Source organism: Candidatus Binataceae bacterium (genome assembly GCA_036495685.1).
In the GTDB taxonomy this organism is placed as follows: Bacteria; Desulfobacterota; Binatia; order Binatales; family Binataceae; genus JAFAHS01.
In genome coordinates this window covers 22,143-41,504 of record DASXMJ010000051.1, presented here as the reverse complement: position 1 = coordinate 41,504, position 19,362 = coordinate 22,143, and the positions used below count along the sequence as shown (strand labels likewise).

Here is a 19,362-nt window from a genome sequence, read left to right as displayed (position 1 = left end):
AGGCCACAACCATTTTTTCTTGAGGAGATTGTTCTATGGGAGCAACACCTTCTGTCGAGAGTGCCGCTCGCGGCGCCAAGTCGAGCGGCGTGCTCGAATTTCTGAAAAGCGGTCCGAAGAAACTCCTGATCGGCGGCAAGTGGGTGTCGTCCAAGTCGGGCAAGACTTTTGAGACCCTTAACCCCGCCAACGAGGAAGTGCTGTGCCTCGTTGCGGAGGGCGACAAGGCGGACGTCGATGAGGCGGTAAAGCATGCTCGTAAGGCTTTCGAGCAGGGCAAATGGCCCTCGATGAACCCCCACGGCCGCACCCACATTCTGCTCAAGATAGCGGAGCTGATCGATCAACACGCCGAGGAACTTGCCGAGCTCGAGACGCTCGACAACGGCAAACCGATCTTCGAGTCCAAGAACATCGACATTCCCGGCGCGGCGGAGACCTTCCGCTACTACGCAGGGTGGGCCAGCAAAATCTACGGCGAGACCAACCCCTCGGAACCCGGGATGTTCAACTTCACGCTGCGCGAGCCGGTTGGAATCTGTGGACAGATCATCCCGTGGAATTTCCCCCTATTGATGGCGGCCTGGAAGATCGCACCCGCGCTCGCCTGCGGCAACGTCGTCATCCTGAAACCCGCCGAGCAGACGCCACTCACGGCACTGCGGCTGGGCGAGCTCATCCTGCAATCCGGATTACCCGAGAGCGTGGTTCAGATCATCACCGGGTTCGGCCCTGGCGCGGGAAGCTCGATCGCCGAGCATCCCGACATCGACAAGGTCGCGTTCACCGGTTCGACCGAAGTTGGCAAGCTTATCCTCAAAGCTTCCACGGGCAACCTCAAGCGCGTGTCGCTGGAGCTGGGCGGTAAGTCACCGAACATCATTTTCCCCGACGCCGACATGCAGGCAGCCGCATTCGGCTCGATGCTCGGAATCTTCATGAACCAGGGGCAGGTGTGCTGTGCCGGGTCCCGCGTGTTCGTGCAGGAGTCAATGTACGATCAGTTCACCGATACGCTGTCCCAGATGGCGCAGAGCATCACCCTCGGCAATCCGCTCGATACGAGCACCCGCATGGGTCCGCTGGTATCGAAGGAACAGCACGAGCGGGTACTGGGCTACCTGGATATCGGCAAGAAGGAAGGCGCGAAGGCCAAGGTCGGCGGCGAAGCGGGCAAGCAGGAGCGCGGGTATTTCGTGCAACCTACCGTGTTCACTGACGTGAAAAATTCCATGCAGATTGCGCGCGAGGAGATCTTCGGCCCGGTGGCGGCCGCGATCAAATTCAAGGACGAGGGCGACGCGGTGTTCCAGGGCAACGACACGACCTATGGTCTGGCCGCGGCGGTCTGGACCAAAGACATCAGCCGCGCACACAAGATCGCACGCTCACTGAAAGCGGGAACCGTCTGGGTCAACACCTATGGACAGATCGATCCGATGTCGCCGTTCGGCGGGTACAAGCAATCAGGCTTTGGCCGCGAGCTCGGCAAGCACGCGATCGAGTTGTACACGCAGATAAAGTCGGTCTACGTGAAACTGTAGGACTCTATTCCGTCAACCTGAGAAGGGGCACTCCAAACCGGGGCGCCCCTTTTCTTTAGCCGTCGTGGCTTTGGCGGCCGGCCCGCCCCGGCGCCTGAACTGCACTTGCCGGACTACAAAAAGTCGCTCGGTGCTCGCGCTTCGGTGCGCGCGAGATATCGTTGAATCATGAGATTTCCATTACCGGCGGAATTAGCTCACCATGTCAGCGGAGCAGTGACACCGTCCCGATCACAGACCAATGTCTTGTGAAAAAGAGCGCCACCGTGAGGGCGATACTCAACCGAATTCCACTGGATTGAGTGAACCGCACCGGGAACCAGTCCGCCAAAGCAACCAAGCTATGATCTCACCGCCGCAGCGCGCTATGAGGACGCCGACCGTACCAGGTCCATTCGTTTCACCCGCGCTTCGCGCGCGTCTCGAGGTCCGGCCAGTCGGAACGCAAACCGGATTCAGGGAGCTCGCGGCGCTACATCGTCGAACATGGAAGAACCTGAATGTCGAGGAGAAGCGGGTGCACATGATCCTGTGGCCGCTCGCGCTCCACTTTGGCCTCTACGAGATCCGGCCGGGTGAGGACAAGAAGCGGCCCCGATTAATCGGCGCGTTCTGGGCGCGCTGCCTCGCTGATGCCCCTCTGACGTTGGGGCATCTTTATCCGGCATCGCTGTTCAAGGGGCTTGATCCCGGCGACGTGTGGGAGTTTGGCGGGATGGTCATTGAGCCTAACTACCAGGGCAAGGGACTGGTCAAGATGATGTCGGAGACGGCCAAACTATTTCTCTTTTCGCGCCGCCCGAAACTGATCATCACAAACCCGGTGGAAGCGCTGTACCATCTGTACCGGCAGTTCGGACTCAAGGCGGTCGGGAACAGACCGATCGCACATCCCCACGCTTATAACGTGAAAGTTTGGCTCATGTACGGCGAGTTCGAGAAGCTCGCCCAGCCCTACTTCATGTAGCGCTTTAGTTTTTCCATTTGGGCGTCGGCAGTGCACGAGGAATTCTCCGCGATAGTGCTCGCAGGAGGACGCAGCTCCCGGATGGGCCGTCCCAAGGCCGAGCTCAAATTCGGCGCGACCACCTTGCTCGAGCGCATAGTTGCCGAACTGCATCAAAGCTTTCCCGAAATCGTACTGGTGACCTCTCCGGCGGGCTTGGCCCAAGCAGCGCGCTTGGGTGACGTCCGAATCGTTCGGGATGAGCGCGAGTATGAGGGACCGCTCCCTGCGCTTGCGCTGGGCCTGGCGGCGATTCGAAATGACTACGCTTTTGTGTGCGCGTGCGATTCACCCTTCCTGCGTGCCGACATCGCGTCATCGCTCTGCGGGATGCTCGAGCAGTACGACGCGGTGGTACCCGAAATCGCCGGGCTCGTCCAGCCGCTACATGCCGTTTACCGGAAGCGCTGCGTTGTCGCCATCAATTCGATGATCGCGATGGGCGAGGCGCGCCTCGCACAAATTGTGGAAGCCGTGTCGGTGCGCAAAGTAGGGGAGCAGGAATTGCGCGCGCTCGATCCTGATCTGCTCAGTTTCGTAAACCTCAATACTCCGGAGGACTATCAGCGGGCGCTTCGGCTGGTCTCCGCAACGAACTAGCCAGACCCCACCCGCGCGCACCCGGGTGCGTCCGCCGAAAATCCTCCCGTCGCCGAGAAAGAATGCGGACGGGGAACGCTCTCAATCCGGCTTTGCTTGCCAGCGCAGGATGGGACGACGAGCTGCCTCCGCTTCATCGACGCGTGACAGGCGTAGCGTGTGGGGAGCCTTCTTTACGGTTTGCGGATCGTTGAGGGCCTCGTCATGGATGCGCTCCATGGCGGAGATGAAGTGGTCCAGTACCTCTTTGCTTTCGGTTTCGGTGGGTTCGATCATCAGGGCGCCCTTTACAACCAGGGGAAAATAGATGGTCGGCGGGTGGATTCCGAAGTCGAGCAGGCGTTTTGCGATTTCGAGAGTGGATACACCGGTGCGGCTTTCGAGGTCATGCTCGAGCACGCACTCGTGCATCGACGGTTGCGGCGACGCGCTCGGAAAGCAGTGTTCCAGCCGCTTGCGAACGTAGTTGGCGGCGAGGATCGCATTGCGGCTCGCATCGGCCAGCCCGTCCCCGCCCAGGGAGAGAATGTACGAGTAGGCGCGCACCAACATCCCGAAATTTCCATGAAATGAGCGCAGCCGGCCAATCGAGTCGGGCCGCGACTCATCGAAAACCCATCCGCGCTCCGTGTGCTTGAGGCGCGGGCCGGGAAGAAACGGCGCCAGCATCTGCTTCACCCCGATCGGCCCAGCTCCCGGGCCACCGCCACCATGTGGAGTCGAAAAGGTCTTGTGCAGGTTCAGTTGCACGACGTCCGCGCCCATATGGCCGGGCTTTGCAACCCCCATCAGCGCGTTCATGTTGGCGCCGTCCATGTAGAGGAGCGCGCCCTGCTCGTGGAGAAGATGCGCGATTTCGCAAATCTCGGGTTCGAACAGACCAAGCGTATTCGGATTGGTAACCATCATGGCGGCAACATCGGGGCCGGCCAGCCGCCTCACCTCGTCCGCGTCGAGAAAGCCGCGCGAGTTGGATCGCGCCACTAGGACCTCGAACCCGGCAAGCGTGCAGCTGGCCGGATTAGTCCCGTGCGCCGTGTCGGGGATGATGACCTTGTGCCGATTCTCGCCGCGCTTGCGATGGTACGCACGCATGACCAGCAGTCCGGTGAGTTCGCCCTGCGCGCCTGCCGCCGGATGCAGCGAGATCGCATCCATGCCGGTAATCTCGGCGAGGGCTGCTTCGAGCCGGGCCATCAACTCCAACGCGCCCTGCGCGAGATGAGCGGGCGTGAGCGGATGTATTGAGGCGAAGCCCTCGAGTGCCGCCATTTCGTCATTCACCACCGGGTTGTATTTCATCGTGCACGACCCGAGTGGATAAAACTGCAACGCCTGCGCGAAGTTGGTCTGCGACAAGCGCAGGAAGTGGCGCAGGACCTGCGGTTCGCTGAGTTCGGGAAATCCCACCAGATCGGTTCGGCAGAGCTCGCTACCGAGGATTTCGGCGCCCGACCTGCTGCCTGCGGTTCGCGCACCCAGGTCGGTGCCGCGCCTGTCCTCGGTGGAAAGTTCAAAGATCAAAGGAACCTCGGTCGGTTGGGTCGCTCTGGTGGGTTCCGTCTTCGGCTTCATTGCTACGATTGGTGTAATCCTGCCCGCCGTCGCCATCACCGCCCCTCGGCCAACACGTCTGCCAACCTGCGCAGCTCCGCGCTGCGATTCATTTCGGTGACCGAGATGAGAATGCTGTCGCCGAGCTCCGGGTAGTAGGGTTGGAGCGCGATTCCGGCCAGGATTCTTCGCTGCTCGGCCCAGGCCAGGGCATTCGATGGGTGGGGCAGCGAGAGCGCAAACTCGTTAAAGACGGGACCGCTGAATCTCCGCCGCAGGCCACGTGCTGCGAGCGCGTCAATGGCCTCGTGCGCGAGCTCGACATTGCGCTCCGCCAACTCGCGTAGTCCCTGCCGTCCCAGCAGCGACAGGTACACAGTCGCGGCGAGCGCGCAGAGCGAATGGTTGGTGCAGATATTCGAAGTCGCGCGCTCGCGCCGAATATGCTGCTCTCGGGTGGCAAGGGTCAGGCAGAAGGCGCGGCGACCGTCACGATCGCGAGTTTGCCCCACCAGCCGCCCCGGCATTTGCCGCAGATGTTCGGTGCGCGCCGCCAGGAAGCCAACGCCGGGGCCACCGAACTCGACCGCAAGCCCGAAACTCTGGCCTTCGCCTGCGACGATATCCGCGCCCAGCTCACCCGGCGCCTTGAGCAAGCCAAGCGAGAGTGGCTCGGCGGTGGCGGACACGACCAGTGCGCCGGCGCGATGAGCGATTTCAGTCGCGGTGCGGAGCGGTTCAATGACGCCGAACACGTTGGGGTATCCGAGCACGACGCACAACAATTCTTCGCCGGCGATATCGGCCAAGGCGCCCAGATCAACCATGCCGGTGTGGTTGTCGAACGGCAGCTCCAGGAACTCGATGCCGCTCAGCGCGCTAAGATAGGTGCGGATGGTCTCGCGGTAGTCGGGCCACAACGCGCGCGAGACTGCGATGGTCTTGCGCTTGGGCTTGAGCCGTCGCGCCATCAAGACCGCCTCGGCCGTCGCCGACGCGCCGTCATACATGCTGGCGTTGGCGACGTCCATGGCGGTCAGCTGGGTAATCAAGGTCTGGAACTCGAAGATGGCTTGGGTCGTACCCTGGCTCGCTTCAGCTTGGTAGGGCGTGTAGCTGGTGGCGAACTCGGCGCGCGAAGCCACCGCGCGTACGGCCGCGGGAATGTAGTGGCGGTTGTAACCCCCGCCCAGAAAGCTGGTGTAGTCGGAGGCGCCCTGGTTGCGCGCGGCAAGCGCGCGCAATTCGGAAACCACTTCAGCTTCGCTCCGGCCCGGGTCGAGTTTGATCTCCGCCAGTTCGCGGAGCCCGGCCGGCACATGGCTTATCAGATCCGTAACGTTTGCTACTCCGATGGTTTCTAACATCGCGGCGACTTGAGCCGCGGTGTGCGGAATGAATCTCATTGGTTAGAAACTCCCTCCTCCCAGTCCGTTGCTTTTGAATTCGAGGTCGATGCGCTCATAGATCTCTGCTCGCGCGTGGTCGCCGATAGAATGGAAGCTTGACGATGGTCGCGGGCGTCTGCCGATTGCGTATTTCAACCTCTACACCTGTTGCGTCGACGGGCGTGGAAGGAGACATCGCACCGGCGCTCAGGTAGGCCATTGCTACCGGCCGCCCGACGCTTGGACCCATCGTGCCACTGGTGACAATTCCCATTTCGCGGCCTGCGCGGAAAACCCGATATCCCCGGCGTGCAATGCTGCGCGCATCGTCGGTTTCGATGCCGACGAGCCGCTTGCGAGGGCCATGGTCGCGCTGCGTCCGAAGCGCGGCCTCTCCCACGAACGGCCGGCCGAACCTGATGAAAGCATTCAAACCCGCTTCCACCGGGGAAGTCGCGCGGTCCAGTTCATGACCATAAAGGGGAAGGCCGGCTTCCAACCGCAAGGTGTCGCGTGCGCCAAGTCCACACGGTGCCAGTCCGGCAGTCCTGCCAGCATCTAGAACCGCGCCGAAAACTTTTTCTCCCTCATCCGACGAGACGAAAAGCTCGAAACCGTCTTCACCCGTATAGCCGGTGCGCGCAGCAATGCATCGCGCTCCCGCCACTCGTCCTTCGCGGAACCCGAACCGCGCGACTTCCGCAATCGGAAAATCCGCCAGCGTGGTGAGTATTCCAGGTGCTTTCGGGCCCTGTACCGCGACCAGTGCGGTCTGCTCGCTGACATCTCTAAGGCCGGAGCCGACGGCGCGATTAAGTTGTGAGAGCCATTCCCAGTCAGGCGCAATGTTCGAGGCATTGACGCAGAGCAGGTAGTCGTCCGCAGCCCGCCGATAGACGATCAGATCGTCGATCGTGCCGCCGTCTTCGGCGCACATGATCGTATATTGCGCCTGCCCATCGTGCAGACGAGCTGCCGAGTTGGTGAACGCACGCTCGAGCAGTTCCGGGGCATGCGGCCCGCGGACTTCGAACTCGCCCATGTGGCTCAGATCGAAAACCCCTGCCGCGGAGCGGACGGCCAGATGCTCGGAGATGATCCCCGCGTAGCTGACGGGCATCTCGAAACCACCGAAAACTGTCATGCGGGCAGCGAGTTTCTGGTGGAGGGCGAACAGCGGGGTACGCTTGAGAGCGTCCATGTTTAGCTGATTCTAACAAACCGAAAAAACCTCAACGAGACAAATCGCAAGTGGATGCCCACAAACGCGGGACGCTATCCACAACGCCTTGCCCCACTTTCAAGCGTGCTATAGTTCGAGTGAAGCACAATGAGTGCCGTGATCATTGATGGACGAGCGTTGCGGGAGAGGCTCATGCCTGAGCTGCTCGCCCACGCCAAGGAGCTGCGCGAGCGCCACCGATGCGTTCCGTCGCTTGCGGCTATCCTTGTCGGAAATGACCCCGCGTCGCGCCAATACATTCGCAACAAGGAGCGGATGGCCGCGGACTTAGGCTTTCACAGCCAGGTGATCGCAATCGATCCGGCGGACTGCACCACGGATTCACTGCTACAGGTGATTGGGCAACTCAATTCCGATGCCAAGACTACCGGCATCCTGATTCAGCTCCCTCTTCCCGGTACGGTCGATCAGTTTCGACTATTCGATGCACTGGATGCGCTCAAGGATGTCGATGCCGTCGGCGCATCGAGTGTTAGCGGCTTCTACCGCGGCTCATGGGGTCGCTTCATTCCCTGTACGCCGCGCGGGATCCTCTCGCTGCTCGACTTTTTTAAGGTGCCGGTCGATGGTGCCCGTGCGGTCGTGATCGGAAGAAGCGATATTGCCGGAAAGCCGGCTGCTTTGATCCTGGGGGGCAGGCTGCGCAACGCCACCGTGACCTGGTGTCATCGGCATACGCGGGATCTGGCTGGGGTCTGTCGCGAAGCCGATCTGCTGGTGAGCTGCGTTGGAGCCGAGGTGGGACGTCCGTGGTTGATAACCGCGGACATGGTGAAACCGGGGGGCTGCGTGATCGACGTCGGATTTAGGCGGGTGCGGCCGGGTCGGTTTGCGGGCGACGTGGACTTTGAGGCGGTCAAAGAAGTGGCGGGCTGGATAACCCTCAATCCTGGTGGAACCGGTCCGACGACGGTCGTAGCCTTGATGCAGAACCTGATCGACGCGGCGCGCTACCAGCTCGGACTTGAACGCGCCAAGTACTCTGTGTGATGGATCGTCGTGCGCTCGATTTTGCGCGCACCTTCGCGTTTCGCCTAGTTTGGCAGTTCGGACATCCGGAATTCACCCGCGATGGAATCGCAACCGCGCAAAACCACTTCCGGCGGGGCTGCCACCCTTAGCGAACGGATCATTGGCCCGCCGCGTGATGTCCGGGACCCCGGGACTTTCAGAAGCCTCTCGTTGATCGCATTTCTGGCCTGGGTAGGCCTGGGGTCCGACGGCCTGAGCTCGTCGTGCTATGGACCGCAAGAGGCGTTTCTCGCGCTGGGGCCCCACCAGTACCTGGCGATCTTCCTGGCCTTGCTGACCGCGCTCACCGTGTTCGTGATCTCGGCGTCGTACTCGCAGACCATCGATTTGTTCCCCAGCGGGGGCGGCGGTTACCTGGTTGCCACCAAGCTTCTGGGTCCTGCTGCGGGAGTGCTGTCCGGATGCGCACTGGTCATCGACTACGTGCTGACCATTTCGGTTTCGATAGCCAGCGGGGCGGACGCCATCTTTAGTTTCATGCCGGTCTCGATCCTGTGGCTCAGGTTCTGGGTGTGTCTCCTGGTGGTTCTGTTCATGATCGGTATGAACCTGCGTGGGATCAAAGAATCGGTCATCTCGCTGCTGCCCGTCTTCCTTGCCTTTGTGGTTATGCACGTGTGGCTCCTGGGCTACATATTCCTGAGCCGGGCAACCAAATTGCCAGCAATCTTCGGCGCGGCGGTGCACGAGACACGCGGAGGGATCGATACACTCGGCTTGATTGCGATGGCGGTGATTTTTTTCCGCGCGTACAGCATGGGCGCGGGAACCTACACCGGGATCGAAGCGGTCAGCAACGGGCTGCCGATTTTGCGTGAGCCGCGGACTGTCACGGCCAAGCGCACGATGCTGTACATGGCGTTCTCGCTGGCGTTTATCGCGGGTGGAATCCTCGTCGGCTACCTGCTCGAGAGCGTACAGAAGACCGAGGGCATGACGCTCAATGCAGTGATGTTCCAGAAGGCCACCGCAGAATGGACGCTGGGCGGGATCTCGGTCGGCGGTCCGATCGTCACGCTTACGCTTTTGACCGAAGGCGCTCTGCTCTTCGTCGCGGCGCAAACGGGGTTTATCGACGGGCCGCGGGTCCTGGCGACAATGGCCACAGATAGATGGCTCCCCAGGCGGCTTGCGCACCTGAGTGGGCGGCTGGTGACCCAAGACGGCGTGATCGCGATGGGTGGTGCGGCGATCCTGATTCTGATTGGTACCGAGGCGCGGGTGGGCCTCTTGGTGATTCTGTACGCGATCAACGTATTTATCACCTTCACGCTCTCACAGCTGGGTATGAGCGTTCATTGGTGGCGGGTGCGCGACTCCGAGTCGCGTTGGAAGCGCAAGCTCGCGATCAACGGTCTGGGGTGCATCTTCACTTTTTCGATCCTGATACTCACTCTCACGCTCAAATTCGACGAGGGCGGGTGGGTGACGGTGCTGATAACCGGCGCGCTTGTCAGCGCCTGCTTTCTGGTGCGACGCGATTACAATCGATTCGCGGCGGCTCTCAGACAATTGGAGGCCGATGTCACTCCGCTGCTCTACGAGGCCAGGCGCGAGCCCGCGAAGGAACCCGATCCTGGAGCTCCAACCGCGGGCATCCTGGTCGACGGATTCAACGGGCTCGGTCTCGCCACGCTGCTCACGCTGACTCGTCTTTTCCCGAACGAATTCGAGAATGTCGTGTTTATTGGCGTGGGGGAGGTGGATTCCGCACTGCTGAAGGGGCCTAAGGAAATCAACGAGCTGGAGCAGCGTGTCGCGGACGATCTAAAAGAATACTGTCAATTCGCGAGCGACCTGGGTCTACACGCTTCCTTCAAATTCGCGATCGGGCCCGATGTGGTGCTGGAAGTCGTCAGGCTCTGCTGCGAGCTTACTCACCAACATCCGCATTTGGTGTTTTTCGCGGGCAAGCTTATCTTCTCGGCGGAAGTCGATGGCTACCTCGGGCGGTTTCTGCATCTGCACACTACCCTCGAAGTCCAACGTTATTTGCAGATCGAGGGCCTTAGCCTAGTCATTCTGCCCGTGCGCGTGACACCTCCAGAACCGCAACCGGTCCCATCGACGAAGCCGAGCGTGCCGGAACCGACACTCCCTTGACTGCGCGTGCCGCTGCTGGCGTAACTGCTCACAATCATGTCGGAGTTGCTGGAGTCGGTTCCCGACAGCGGCGGCGGACTAGCGGGAGCCGCGATAGTCCTGCCTGCGGTCGAGGGGATGCGCTGGGAGGTCTGGTCCCTCGCGTGGCCGGTTATTCTGTCCTTCGCGCTCGACTCGATTCTGGGACTGGCTGCGATGCTTATGGTGGGGCGACTGGGAGCGGAGGCGGTCGGGGCTGTCGGGTTGGCGACTCAGATTCTCGGAGCGGTGCGCGCGGGAATCGCGGCGGTCGGAACCGGAACCATCGCGCTGGTCGCGCGCTACACGGGCGCGAACGAGCGCGACGACGCCGAAGAGGTACTCAAACAATCGGTGATTTTCGGAGTGCTGGTCTCCACCCTAATCGCAATTCCGGTGATCGTGTTCGCCCCCCAGTTGATGACGTTGTTCAGGGTCAAGGGACGGATGGCCGCGATGGGCGCACGTTATCTGCAAGTGGTCATGCTGTCCGAACCGTTTCAGGGCATCTTCCTGATGTGTGCCTCGGCGCTGCGCGGCGCCGGAGATACTCGCACGCCACTCTGGATCGGCGGGATCATCGACGTGCTCGCGATCGTTCTGAATTACGTGTTGATCTTCGGGAAATTGGGATTGCCCGCGCTGGGCGTCGACGGCTCCGCGTTCGCGACTTTAATCGCGATTGCGGTGGGCGGTGTGCTGTTCTTCTGGGCGCTGTCGCTCGATGGGATGCTGCTCAACTTCAAATGGGAGCGGTTGTGGCCTGACTGGAACATGGGGTGGCGAATTCTGCGGGTGGGCAATCCCGCCGCCATCGAGCAACTGGTTATCCAGTTCGGGTTCGTGGCGTACGTCGCGTTTGTCGCGTCCTATGGGGAGAAACAAGTGGCAGCCTACTTCATCGGAGTGAGGATTCTCGCGCTTTCGTTCCTGCCCGGGTTTGGATTTTCATCCGCTTCGGCAACCCTGGTTGGACAGGGGCTGGGCGCGGAGGATCCCGAGTTTGCGCGCAAGGCAGGATGGGTCTCGACGCGGCTTGCGATCCTGCTGATGAGTGGCATGGGCCTGCTGTTCATCGTGTTCGCGCGCCAGATCGCGGCAATGTTCATCGACGATCCGCAAGTCATTGCCTATACGGTCGCTTTCATGTACGCGCTGGGCGCCGCGCAGCCGCTGATGGCAATAGACTGGACGATCACGGGGGCGCTGCGCGGAGCGGGGGACTCGCAATTTCCGATGTTCGGTTCGCTGGCCGGATTCTATGGGGTGCGGTTGTTCGTGACCATCCTGATCGCGTGGCATCACGGGCCGATCGTCTGGATCTGGTGGTCGCTCCTGGTCGACTACATCGTGCGATCATCGATCAAAAGCTGGCGTTTTCAGACCGGCAAATGGATGACGGTGCAGGTCTAATATGATGAAGTTTGCAGAGTCGACCGAGGATGGTGGCAAGCAGTTAGGGATGAACAGAGCCGCAGCGCTGACGATCATTTGCGCGATAGCTCTCGTGCTGTGCGCCTGCTCGGTCACGCCCGGCGGTTCCAGCGCACCTGACGCCAAAATCGTACAGCAATTTCAGTCCAAGGATTTGAGCAGCCATGCCGTGCGGTCGATCCGGCAGGTTGAGGTGAACAACCTCGCGATCATGCCGATAGTTGCGGCGGTTCCTTTTGGCGGAGATCCGCTTGCGCCGGGAGCGGCGGACACGATTACCGCAGACATTTATCGTCTGGCCTCGGGAACCTGGAAGCTGTTGCCGCAAGGGGCGGTGATGCAGGCGGTGCAACAAACCCAGTCCGGTGCCAACCTCGACGACGCCGCGATCCAGGTTGGGCAGGCGACCGGCGCCGACGCGGTGTTGTACGGAAGCGTCGAGCGCTACGTGGAGCGAGTCGGCGCTGAATATGCGGCCGACAAACCCGCATCCGTGGCTTTCTCGCTCAAGCTCTTGGACATGAAGAGCAAGCAGGTGGTGTGGAGCGCGAAATTTTCGAAAACTCAGCAGCCGCTTGGGACCAACTTCTTTAATCTGCCGACCTTCCTGGAGAACAAAGGACAATGGGTGCTCGCCAGTGAATTGGCGAGCGACGGCGTCGATCAAGCGGTCGAGAATCTGCGCAGCGGTCTTGGCATCGCGCCGATTCACCCCGCCGCCTCCGCGGAACCCTGACACACAGGAGCCGCGGGGCCCAAGGTCTCCGGGCGCTCTCGACGTCGCCTGCTCGCCAGAGCAGCCACCTGCTGCGCCCGCCGCACGCAACGCTCTTTTTCGACCTTTGCTCAGTTCGACTGATGAACCCAAATCAGCGTTCGCGCGACTGTTAGCATTTGCGGCTGCGCTACTTTACGCGCTTTCGCGGGAGCGCAATTCTTGGGCTATGACCGGTACCCCACAGGTCGAGACGATGGTTGAGGGCACGCTCGACCATGTCCTGTACGTTAACGAAGAGAACGGCTATGCGGTCGCGGTGGTCAGGACCTATGCTGAGCGCGACGACTCTAGGACCGTGACTATCGTGGGGAGCCTGGCCGGGCTGGAAATCGGCTCAGCAATTCGCGTGCGCGGCCGCTTCGAAAAACATCCCAGGTTCGGCGAACAGTTCAAAGTCGAAGACTACGAGACCCTGCGGCCCGCCGGCGCGTTCGCGCTGGAGCGATACCTGGCAGCGGAGATTCACGGTGTGGGGCCGTCCCTGGCCCGGAGAATCGCCGAGTATTTCGGCGACGATTTGAGAGAAGTTCTCGATAATGCCCCCGAGCGGATGCGCGAAGTCAGCGGAGTCGGTCCCGTGGTCGCAAGCCGGATTGCGGCAGCATGGAAGGATTCGTCAGGACTGCGCGAGCTCGTCGTGTTTTTGCGCGGCCACGGAATCGGGGCGGGCCACGCCCGGCGCATCCACAAGCGCTTCGGGAGCTCCTCGCTCGAGGTAGTCCGGCGGGACCCCTACGTGCTGGCTCGTACCATCCACGGAATCGGGTTCCGCACCGCAGACTTGGTAGCTGCCAAGCTCGGAATCCCCAAAAATTCGATCGAGCGGGCGCGCGCGGCGATTCTGTTTCTGCTCGAACGGATGGCCGATGAAGGACACGTCTACGCGCCGCGCGAGTATCTCGAATGGCAATTCCAGTCCGAGCTCGAGATCGGTGCAGACTGGGTGTCTCGCGCACTCGAGGAACTGGTCGCGGGCGGCGAGGTGGTCGTGGAAAAGGCCGACGAGCATGTGGCGGTCTATCTGGCCGAGTTGCATGCCGCGGAAGTGAACGTGGGCCGGCGCGTGCGCGCGCTCAGCGCCGGACGACCGATGTCTCCGCAGGTCGCGGAGCGAGCGCTCAAGAAAGCGGAGAAGGGCGGCGGGAGCTTCACCCTCTCCACCGAGCAAATGCGAGCGCTTAAGACTGCCTTGTCGAGCGCCGTGACGGTGATTACCGGGGGGCCTGGAACCGGCAAGACGACCATTCTGCGGTCGTTACTGGTGGCGCTATCCGAAGCGGGCCTCAAGCCGACTTTGGCCGCTCCGACCGGACGCGCGGCACGCCGCCTCCAGGATACAACCGGGCGCGACGCACGGACGATTCATCGATTGCTCGAGTACTCGCCGGAGACGCTGGGCTTCGTGCGCGATGAAAATTTCCCATTGCGCACCAATTACCTGATCGTCGATGAGGCCTCGATGATGGATCTCGAGCTCGCCTCGAGCCTGCTCTCGGCGCTGGTGCCCAACTGCTCGCTGGTGTTGGTGGGAGATCGCGACCAGTTGCCCTCGGTCGGACCGGGCAGCGTGCTCAAGGATGTGATCGCCTCCGATCTGGTCCCGGTAGTACAGCTTCGCGAAGTATATCGGCAGGCGCGCGAGAGCCGCATCATCGCGAATGCGCATGGACTGAACCGCGGCTATTTCCCCGATGTCTCCAACGATCCCGACGGCGATTTCTTTTTTATCGAACGCGCTGCTCCTGACGAGGTCCTTGCCACCATCAAACAGCTCGTGCACGAACGGCTGATCGGCAAATTCGGCGTCCGCGGACCCGGCGACATACAGGTGCTGACTCCCATGAATCGCGGACCCTTGGGCACGCAAATGCTCAACCGCGAACTCCAACAACTCCTGAACCCAGCAGGACGAGGAATTCGTGCGGGCGAGCGCGAGATTCGCGAGGGTGATCGGGTAATCCAGCTTCGAAATGACTATGAGAAGGGAATTTTCAACGGCTCGATAGGCCGGGTGGGGTCGGTCGACGTGGAGCGCGGGCGCGTCACCGTCGCCTTTGAGGAAGGTCATGCTGATTACGACCAGTCGGAGTTGGACGAGTTGGGGCTCGGCTATGCCATCTCGGTGCACAAAAGTCAGGGAAGTCAGTATCCGGCCGTGATCGTCCCGGTCCATCCAAGCCATTACCTGATGCTGCGGCGCAACCTTCTTTACACTGCCATGACGCGGGCGGAACGAGTTTGCGTGCTGGTTGGAACGAAAGCCGCGTTGCAGCAGGCGGTGCGCAATCAGGACGAACGTCGGCGCGCGAGCAGACTGGCAGAGAGACTGCGAATCGATTGATCGATTGCGGGTCGCGCCCCGGCGCTAGTTGACCCCCGTCTGCGATGCGGTCTAGGGCAAAGTCGTGGCACTTAACGTCTGAGAAAACGCGGCCAAAAGCCTTGCGAGAAACTGTCGCCACGTGCAGAGGACTCAATAAGACTAAATCAGCGCAGCCAGCTCTTCAGAACTGAACGTCGGCGCGGCAAGGTGCAACGTCCACTCGGGAACCTATTATCTGAGGCAGAGGAGAGTTCTATTTTCGCGATTTCCACTTCGTTGAAGGCAGGTTAACGGTTCACCTCATCAAGCTATCGCCACGGCGCTGTGTGACAAGCCGCCCGTGAAATACGCGACGAGCAGGATCAAAACCGTCAGGGTCGCGATCATCAGCAGAATCGCCGCGAGCGCGCGCCACGCAGAGAAACGATTTACCTCGCCGATGCAGTTAAGCTGCACGGCTACACCCCAGCCTATAAGCACCGCGTTGACGATCATCAGCTCGATCGTCGAACCGGTCATCACCGGCAGTCGGCTATGTTTGAACTCGAGCGGATTTACGGCGCCGAATAAAACCAAAGCGATGCTGACACTGGCCGCGGTGATTCCGGGAACGTGCGACCACGCCAACGCCGCGCGCATCTCGATTGCAGATGAGACGCCGCCGAGAATGCGACAAAAGATGCCGACTAGCCACGCCCCAGCGTATAGACCGATAACTCCGAGGATAGCGCCGAGGACTACTCCGAAGGCGACGCCCACGGGCCACAACGGGCTCACGGGGGTCCGCTGCGACAAGGCGCTGAACCAGGCAATCTCGAGCCTTCCCAGTGCCCCACGGAGCATCGCCAGCCCGATTACGTAGCGAGTCGGATCAGTATCGACCAGACGCCGGATGGTTTCACGCGGCGCAATCCACAGCGAGAAAAAGGGCTTGAGGGATTCGATCACAGCTCTGCAGTCTACTCAACCAAACGTCCTGTCAGAACGCCCTGCAACTTCCCCCGGGTCTCGAACGTCTCATTGGCAGTGAGTGGGTCCTGCAGCCTCCTCGTGGCGGGGAGACCGGGCGGTGGTCCCCCAAAAAGCGCGCGGCCCCCGCCACCGTTTCAGAGGCAAATGCCCGTCCCCTGCCCCCTCTTGGGAGAATCTGCTGGGTGCTTCCCGGCGAGCTAATCAGCTACCATCGCGAAGTTAGGAGGAGATCGCGATGGCAGAGCCGGTTGGCACACTCGATCACATAGGTATTGCGGTAAGAAGCGTTGGGGAAGCGCGGAAATTCTTTGAGGGAATTCTCGGGGCGCGGTTCATGTACGAAGCGGAAAGCGAGCGGGCTGGCTACCGGTTAGCCGAATTCGATCTAAACGGTCTCACGGTGGAATTACTCGAACCCCTAGGCGCGAACTCTTTCCTCCACAAGTTTCTCGAGCAGCGGGGTGAAGGTATGCATCATCTCACCTTCAAGGTTCCCGACATGAAAGGGAAGGTCGCGGAACTGAAGGCGCAGGGCGTTCGGGTGGTTGACGAAATCGAATGGTCTCCCACCTCGTACGAGGCCTTCATCTCGCCGCGCTCAAGCCACGGCGTCTTGATCCAACTCGGCAACGGCCACCCGACCCTGTCGAATGATCCCGAGTGGTTCAAGAAGAAAGACTAGTTGCGGTCCTATCCGATCAGCCCCGGATTCGCACCGCCATCGATGGTGATGTTCGCGCCATGGATGAAGGCGGCACGCGGGGAGGAGAGGAACGCGATCAGATCGCCCACCTCCTCCGGCTGGCCGGGGCGCTTAAGCGGCGTCATCCGCGCGTAGATTTCATCGAGGTTGCGTCCGCCCGCGCTGCGCTCGGTGAAAAGCTGGAGGCGTTCGGTCAGAATCGGACCCGGATTGATACCGACCACGCGCACGCCATGTTTCGAACCTTCGTCGGCCAGCGCTTTGGTGAAGTGATTGAGCGCCGCGTTTGCCGCCCCGCCGACCATGTAGCCGGCAGTCGGCCGCAGACCGCCCGTGCCAATAACATTGACGATGACGCCGCTGCGCTCGCGCGCCATGTGCGGCATGACCTCGCGCGCCATCCGCACGTAGCCGAAGAACTTGAGTTGGAAGTCGTCCTGCCAGACCTCGTCGCCGAGCTTCAGGAACTCTCCTGGACGCGCGCTGCCGGCATTGTTGACCAGAATATCAACCCGTCCGAACGTGCGGACGCCCTCGGCGACCACACGCCGAATGTCATCGGCCCGCGTCAGGTCTGCCGGCACAGTGAAGACGCGCGCGCCTTCCACAGCTTTGCGCGCGGCCCCGGCGGTTTCTTCGAGGGCGTCCCGGCCACGCGCGCAGACCAGGACCGACGCACCCTCTTGCACGAAGCGCAACGCGGCGGCGCGGCCGATTCCCTTGCTGCCCCCGGTTATGATTGCAGTTTTGCCTCCGAGTCCCAGGTCCATGGAGTGCAGGCTTCCATTGAGATTGCCTCTAGGTCAAGAGCAGCAAAACACTCACCCGCTCGCGGTCCTTTTTGCCGAGATAAGTAAAGAGCCACGCCTCTTTTCTCCCCCGCGCAAAACGAACGAACCACGGCAGGTAACGGTAACTGCACTTCTGCCTTAACAGCTGGTCCGCTATCTGGCACGATTATTAAGCTTGGGCCGCCTCACATGAACGAAATCGTAGTCTCGATTCTGAGCGCCGCCATCGATCGCGCGTGCGCCGAAGGTAAACTCGCATCAACTCCGTATACGATTGGAGTCGAAGCACCCAAGGACGCCGCGCACGGCGACCTTGCATCGAACGTGGCGCTTGCCATGGCGCGCACCGAGGGCAAGCCGCCGCGCGCAGTCGCCGAGATAATTCGCGACAGCGTGGAACTTCCTGCCGACGTCGCGGAAATTACGGTGGCAGGCCCCGGGTTCATCAATTTCCGCATGGCTCCGCACTACTGGCACAAGCAGATGCGCCGGGCGATGAGCGAAGCGGCAAACTACTTCCGGCCGCGCCGCTGGGAACTGCGCCCGGGAGCGAACCATCGAGTGCAGGTCGAATATCTCTCGGCCAATCCGACCGGGCCCTTGACCGTCGGCCACGGGCGCAATGCGGTGCTCGGCGACACGATTGCGAGGCTGTACGAGGCGGCCGGCTTCCAAGTTACCCGCGAGTATTATTTCAACGACGGTGGCCGGCAGATGAAGCTGCTCGGGGAATCGGTACGAGCGCGCTACCTGCAAGAGCTCCGCCGCGAGGCGAAACTGCCCGAGGACGGCTACCAGGGCGAATACATTCGCGAGATTGCGCAACAGCTAATCGCGGCGAACGGGGACGAGCTGGCTGATGTGCCCGACATCGACGTATTCCGCGCTGCGGCGGTCAAGGCAATCTTTGCCGACATCAATAAGACCTGCGCGCGGCTCGGAATCACCTTCAACGTCTTCGCGAACGAGCTCGACCTCATGAAGGCGGGCAAAGTCGACGAGGTTTTACGCGGGCTCGCCGATCGCGAATTGCTGGTTGAACGTGACGGCGCCCTGTGGCTGCGTGGCGCTCCCCTCGGCCTGCCCAAAGACGAGGTACTGGTACGGTCCGGTCCTGAGCGCCAGCCCACCTACCGCACTCCGGACATCGCGTACCATATCCAAAAGCTTGAGGCCGGCTATGACCTGATAATCGACGTGTTCGGTGCCGACCATATCGCGGAACATCAACAGGTGGTCGCCGCCGTCAAAGCGCTCGGGCATGACGTCACTCCGGTACGCGTCATCATTTACCAGTTTGTGACGCTCACGCGCGGCGGCGAGAAGGTCAAGATGTCCACCCGCAAGGCGACCTATGTCACCCTCGACGAATTGATCGATGAAGTCGGGGCGGACGTCGTGCGATTTTTCTTTTTGTTCCGCAAGTCGGACAGCCATCTCGACTTCGATCTCGACCTCGCACGCAAGCAGGCGCCCGAGAACCCGGTCTTTTACGTGCAGTATGCGCACGCGCGGCTGTCGAGCATTTTTCGGGAGGCGGACAAGGCCGGCTTCGAACTCCCAGGCGATTCCGAGTCGATCAAGCTCGAGCTGCTCACGGGCGAGGAGATCGAACTCGCGAAACGGGCGATCGGGCTACCGGCGGTGATGACGGCAGCAGCCGAGCTCCTCGAACCGCATCGGATCCCCTTCTATCTTCTAGAGCTCGCCGGAGAATTCCATCGCTATTATAACAAGCCTACGAATCGTATAATTGGCACGGATCCCGACTTGAGCGTCGCCCGGCTCTTTCTCGCGCGGCTGCTCAAAACGGCGATCGCCGCTGGGTTGGGACTGCTCGGAGTAGGCGCTCCGGAGCGGATGTGAGGTGGGG

The 19,362-nt window shown here is 61.3% G+C and carries 15 protein-coding genes; 10 read left to right on the top strand and 5 right to left on the bottom strand.

Annotated features, from left to right (window positions below):
* Positions 1 to 35 precede the first annotated feature (35 nt).
* The 3 genes from VGI36_05760 to VGI36_05750 all read left to right on the top strand — a co-directional run bounded on the left by VGI36_05760 (position 36) and on the right by VGI36_05750 (position 3,150).
* A complete protein-coding gene (locus tag VGI36_05760) occupies positions 36 to 1,544 on the top strand; it encodes an aldehyde dehydrogenase family protein (GenBank protein HEY2484632.1) in 1,509 nt (502 codons plus the stop codon).
* Between the two features lie 367 nt (positions 1,545 to 1,911).
* On the top strand, positions 1,912 to 2,511 hold the full coding sequence (locus VGI36_05755) for a hypothetical protein (protein ID HEY2484631.1): 600 nt from the start codon (positions 1,912 to 1,914) through the stop codon (positions 2,509 to 2,511).
* Between the two features lie 30 nt (positions 2,512 to 2,541).
* Entirely contained in the window at positions 2,542 to 3,150 is a 609-nt protein-coding gene (locus tag VGI36_05750; GenBank protein HEY2484630.1) for a molybdenum cofactor guanylyltransferase, read from the top strand.
* An 81-nt stretch (positions 3,151 to 3,231) separates the two neighbouring features.
* Here VGI36_05750 and gcvPB read toward each other — a convergent pair whose 3' ends face one another.
* Genes gcvPB through gcvT form a run of 3 tightly spaced genes read right to left on the bottom strand, consistent with a single transcriptional unit; the run spans position 3,232 to position 7,293 of the window.
* The gene (gene gcvPB / locus VGI36_05745) at positions 3,232 to 4,725 is read right to left on the bottom strand and encodes an aminomethyl-transferring glycine dehydrogenase subunit GcvPB (protein ID HEY2484629.1); all 1,494 of its coding nucleotides are present in this window, start codon (positions 4,723 to 4,725) and stop codon (positions 3,232 to 3,234) included.
* Between the two features lie 35 nt (positions 4,726 to 4,760).
* Entirely contained in the window at positions 4,761 to 6,110 is a 1,350-nt protein-coding gene (gcvPA, locus tag VGI36_05740) for an aminomethyl-transferring glycine dehydrogenase subunit GcvPA (GenBank protein ID HEY2484628.1), read from the bottom strand.
* A gap of 55 nt (positions 6,111 to 6,165) precedes the next feature.
* Positions 6,166 to 7,293 (bottom strand): glycine cleavage system aminomethyltransferase GcvT, encoded by a 1,128-nt coding sequence (gene gcvT / locus VGI36_05735; GenBank protein ID HEY2484627.1) that lies wholly within the window; start codon positions 7,291 to 7,293, stop codon positions 6,166 to 6,168.
* 129 nt (positions 7,294 to 7,422) lie between these two features.
* On the opposite strand from gcvT, the gene VGI36_05730 reads away from it, so the two are divergent.
* The 5 genes from VGI36_05730 (at position 7,423) to VGI36_05710 (ending at position 15,041) form a co-directional block, all read left to right on the top strand.
* On the top strand, positions 7,423 to 8,325 hold the full coding sequence (locus tag VGI36_05730; GenBank protein HEY2484626.1) for a bifunctional 5,10-methylenetetrahydrofolate dehydrogenase/5,10-methenyltetrahydrofolate cyclohydrolase: 903 nt from the start codon (positions 7,423 to 7,425) through the stop codon (positions 8,323 to 8,325).
* A gap of 81 nt (positions 8,326 to 8,406) precedes the next feature.
* Positions 8,407 to 10,470, top strand: a complete 2,064-nt coding sequence (locus tag VGI36_05725) for an APC family permease (protein HEY2484625.1) — start codon at positions 8,407 to 8,409, stop codon at positions 10,468 to 10,470.
* 36 nt (positions 10,471 to 10,506) lie between these two features.
* Positions 10,507 to 11,901, top strand: a complete 1,395-nt coding sequence (locus tag VGI36_05720; protein HEY2484624.1) for an MATE family efflux transporter — start codon at positions 10,507 to 10,509, stop codon at positions 11,899 to 11,901.
* 1 nt (position 11,902) lies between these two features.
* Positions 11,903 to 12,658 carry a hypothetical protein gene (locus VGI36_05715; GenBank protein HEY2484623.1) on the top strand — a complete coding sequence of 252 codons (756 nt, stop codon included), beginning with the start codon at positions 11,903 to 11,905 and terminating at the stop codon, positions 12,656 to 12,658.
* A 208-nt stretch (positions 12,659 to 12,866) separates the two neighbouring features.
* Positions 12,867 to 15,041, top strand: a complete 2,175-nt coding sequence (locus tag VGI36_05710; protein ID HEY2484622.1) for an ATP-dependent RecD-like DNA helicase — start codon at positions 12,867 to 12,869, stop codon at positions 15,039 to 15,041.
* 285 nt (positions 15,042 to 15,326) lie between these two features.
* Here VGI36_05710 and VGI36_05705 read toward each other — a convergent pair whose 3' ends face one another.
* Complete coding sequence (locus VGI36_05705) at positions 15,327 to 15,971, bottom strand: YIP1 family protein (GenBank protein HEY2484621.1); 645 nt, start codon at positions 15,969 to 15,971, stop codon at positions 15,327 to 15,329.
* Positions 15,972 to 16,230: 259 nt separating this feature from the next.
* Between VGI36_05705 and VGI36_05700 the strand changes: the two genes are divergently transcribed.
* Positions 16,231 to 16,677 (top strand): VOC family protein, encoded by a 447-nt coding sequence (locus tag VGI36_05700; protein ID HEY2484620.1) that lies wholly within the window; start codon positions 16,231 to 16,233, stop codon positions 16,675 to 16,677.
* Between the two features lie 8 nt (positions 16,678 to 16,685).
* Here the strand turns inward: VGI36_05700 and VGI36_05695 are convergent, their stop codons facing one another.
* On the bottom strand, positions 16,686 to 17,468 hold the full coding sequence (locus VGI36_05695; protein HEY2484619.1) for an SDR family oxidoreductase: 783 nt from the start codon (positions 17,466 to 17,468) through the stop codon (positions 16,686 to 16,688).
* A 210-nt stretch (positions 17,469 to 17,678) separates the two neighbouring features.
* Between VGI36_05695 and argS the strand changes: the two genes are divergently transcribed.
* Positions 17,679 to 19,355, top strand: a complete 1,677-nt coding sequence (gene argS, locus VGI36_05690) for an arginine--tRNA ligase (protein HEY2484618.1) — start codon at positions 17,679 to 17,681, stop codon at positions 19,353 to 19,355.
* Positions 19,356 to 19,362: the final 7 nt, after the last annotated feature.

Excerpts from the sequence above, each read along its gene's own strand:
- VGI36_05755 (HEY2484631.1), top strand. The coding sequence starts at position 1,912 with ATGAGGACGCCGACCGTACCAGGTCCATTCGTTTCACCCGCGCTTCGC.
- gcvT (HEY2484627.1), bottom strand. The coding sequence starts at position 7,293 with ATGGACGCTCTCAAGCGTACCCCGCTGTTCGCCCTCCACCAGAAACTC.
- VGI36_05710 (HEY2484622.1), top strand. The coding sequence starts at position 12,867 with ATGACCGGTACCCCACAGGTCGAGACGATGGTTGAGGGCACGCTCGAC.
- argS (HEY2484618.1), top strand. The coding sequence starts at position 17,679 with ATGAACGAAATCGTAGTCTCGATTCTGAGCGCCGCCATCGATCGCGCG.
- VGI36_05730 (HEY2484626.1), top strand. The coding sequence starts at position 7,423 with ATGAGTGCCGTGATCATTGATGGACGAGCGTTGCGGGAGAGGCTCATG.
- VGI36_05715 (HEY2484623.1), top strand. The coding sequence starts at position 11,903 with ATGATGAAGTTTGCAGAGTCGACCGAGGATGGTGGCAAGCAGTTAGGG.
- VGI36_05725 (HEY2484625.1), top strand. The coding sequence starts at position 8,407 with ATGGAATCGCAACCGCGCAAAACCACTTCCGGCGGGGCTGCCACCCTT.
- VGI36_05700 (HEY2484620.1), top strand. The coding sequence starts at position 16,231 with ATGGCAGAGCCGGTTGGCACACTCGATCACATAGGTATTGCGGTAAGA.
- VGI36_05720 (HEY2484624.1), top strand. The coding sequence starts at position 10,507 with ATGTCGGAGTTGCTGGAGTCGGTTCCCGACAGCGGCGGCGGACTAGCG.
- gcvPA (HEY2484628.1), bottom strand. The coding sequence starts at position 6,110 with ATGAGATTCATTCCGCACACCGCGGCTCAAGTCGCCGCGATGTTAGAA.
- VGI36_05695 (HEY2484619.1), bottom strand. The coding sequence starts at position 17,468 with ATGGACCTGGGACTCGGAGGCAAAACTGCAATCATAACCGGGGGCAGC.
- VGI36_05760 (HEY2484632.1), top strand. The coding sequence starts at position 36 with ATGGGAGCAACACCTTCTGTCGAGAGTGCCGCTCGCGGCGCCAAGTCG.
- gcvPB (HEY2484629.1), bottom strand. The coding sequence starts at position 4,725 with ATGAAGCCGAAGACGGAACCCACCAGAGCGACCCAACCGACCGAGGTT.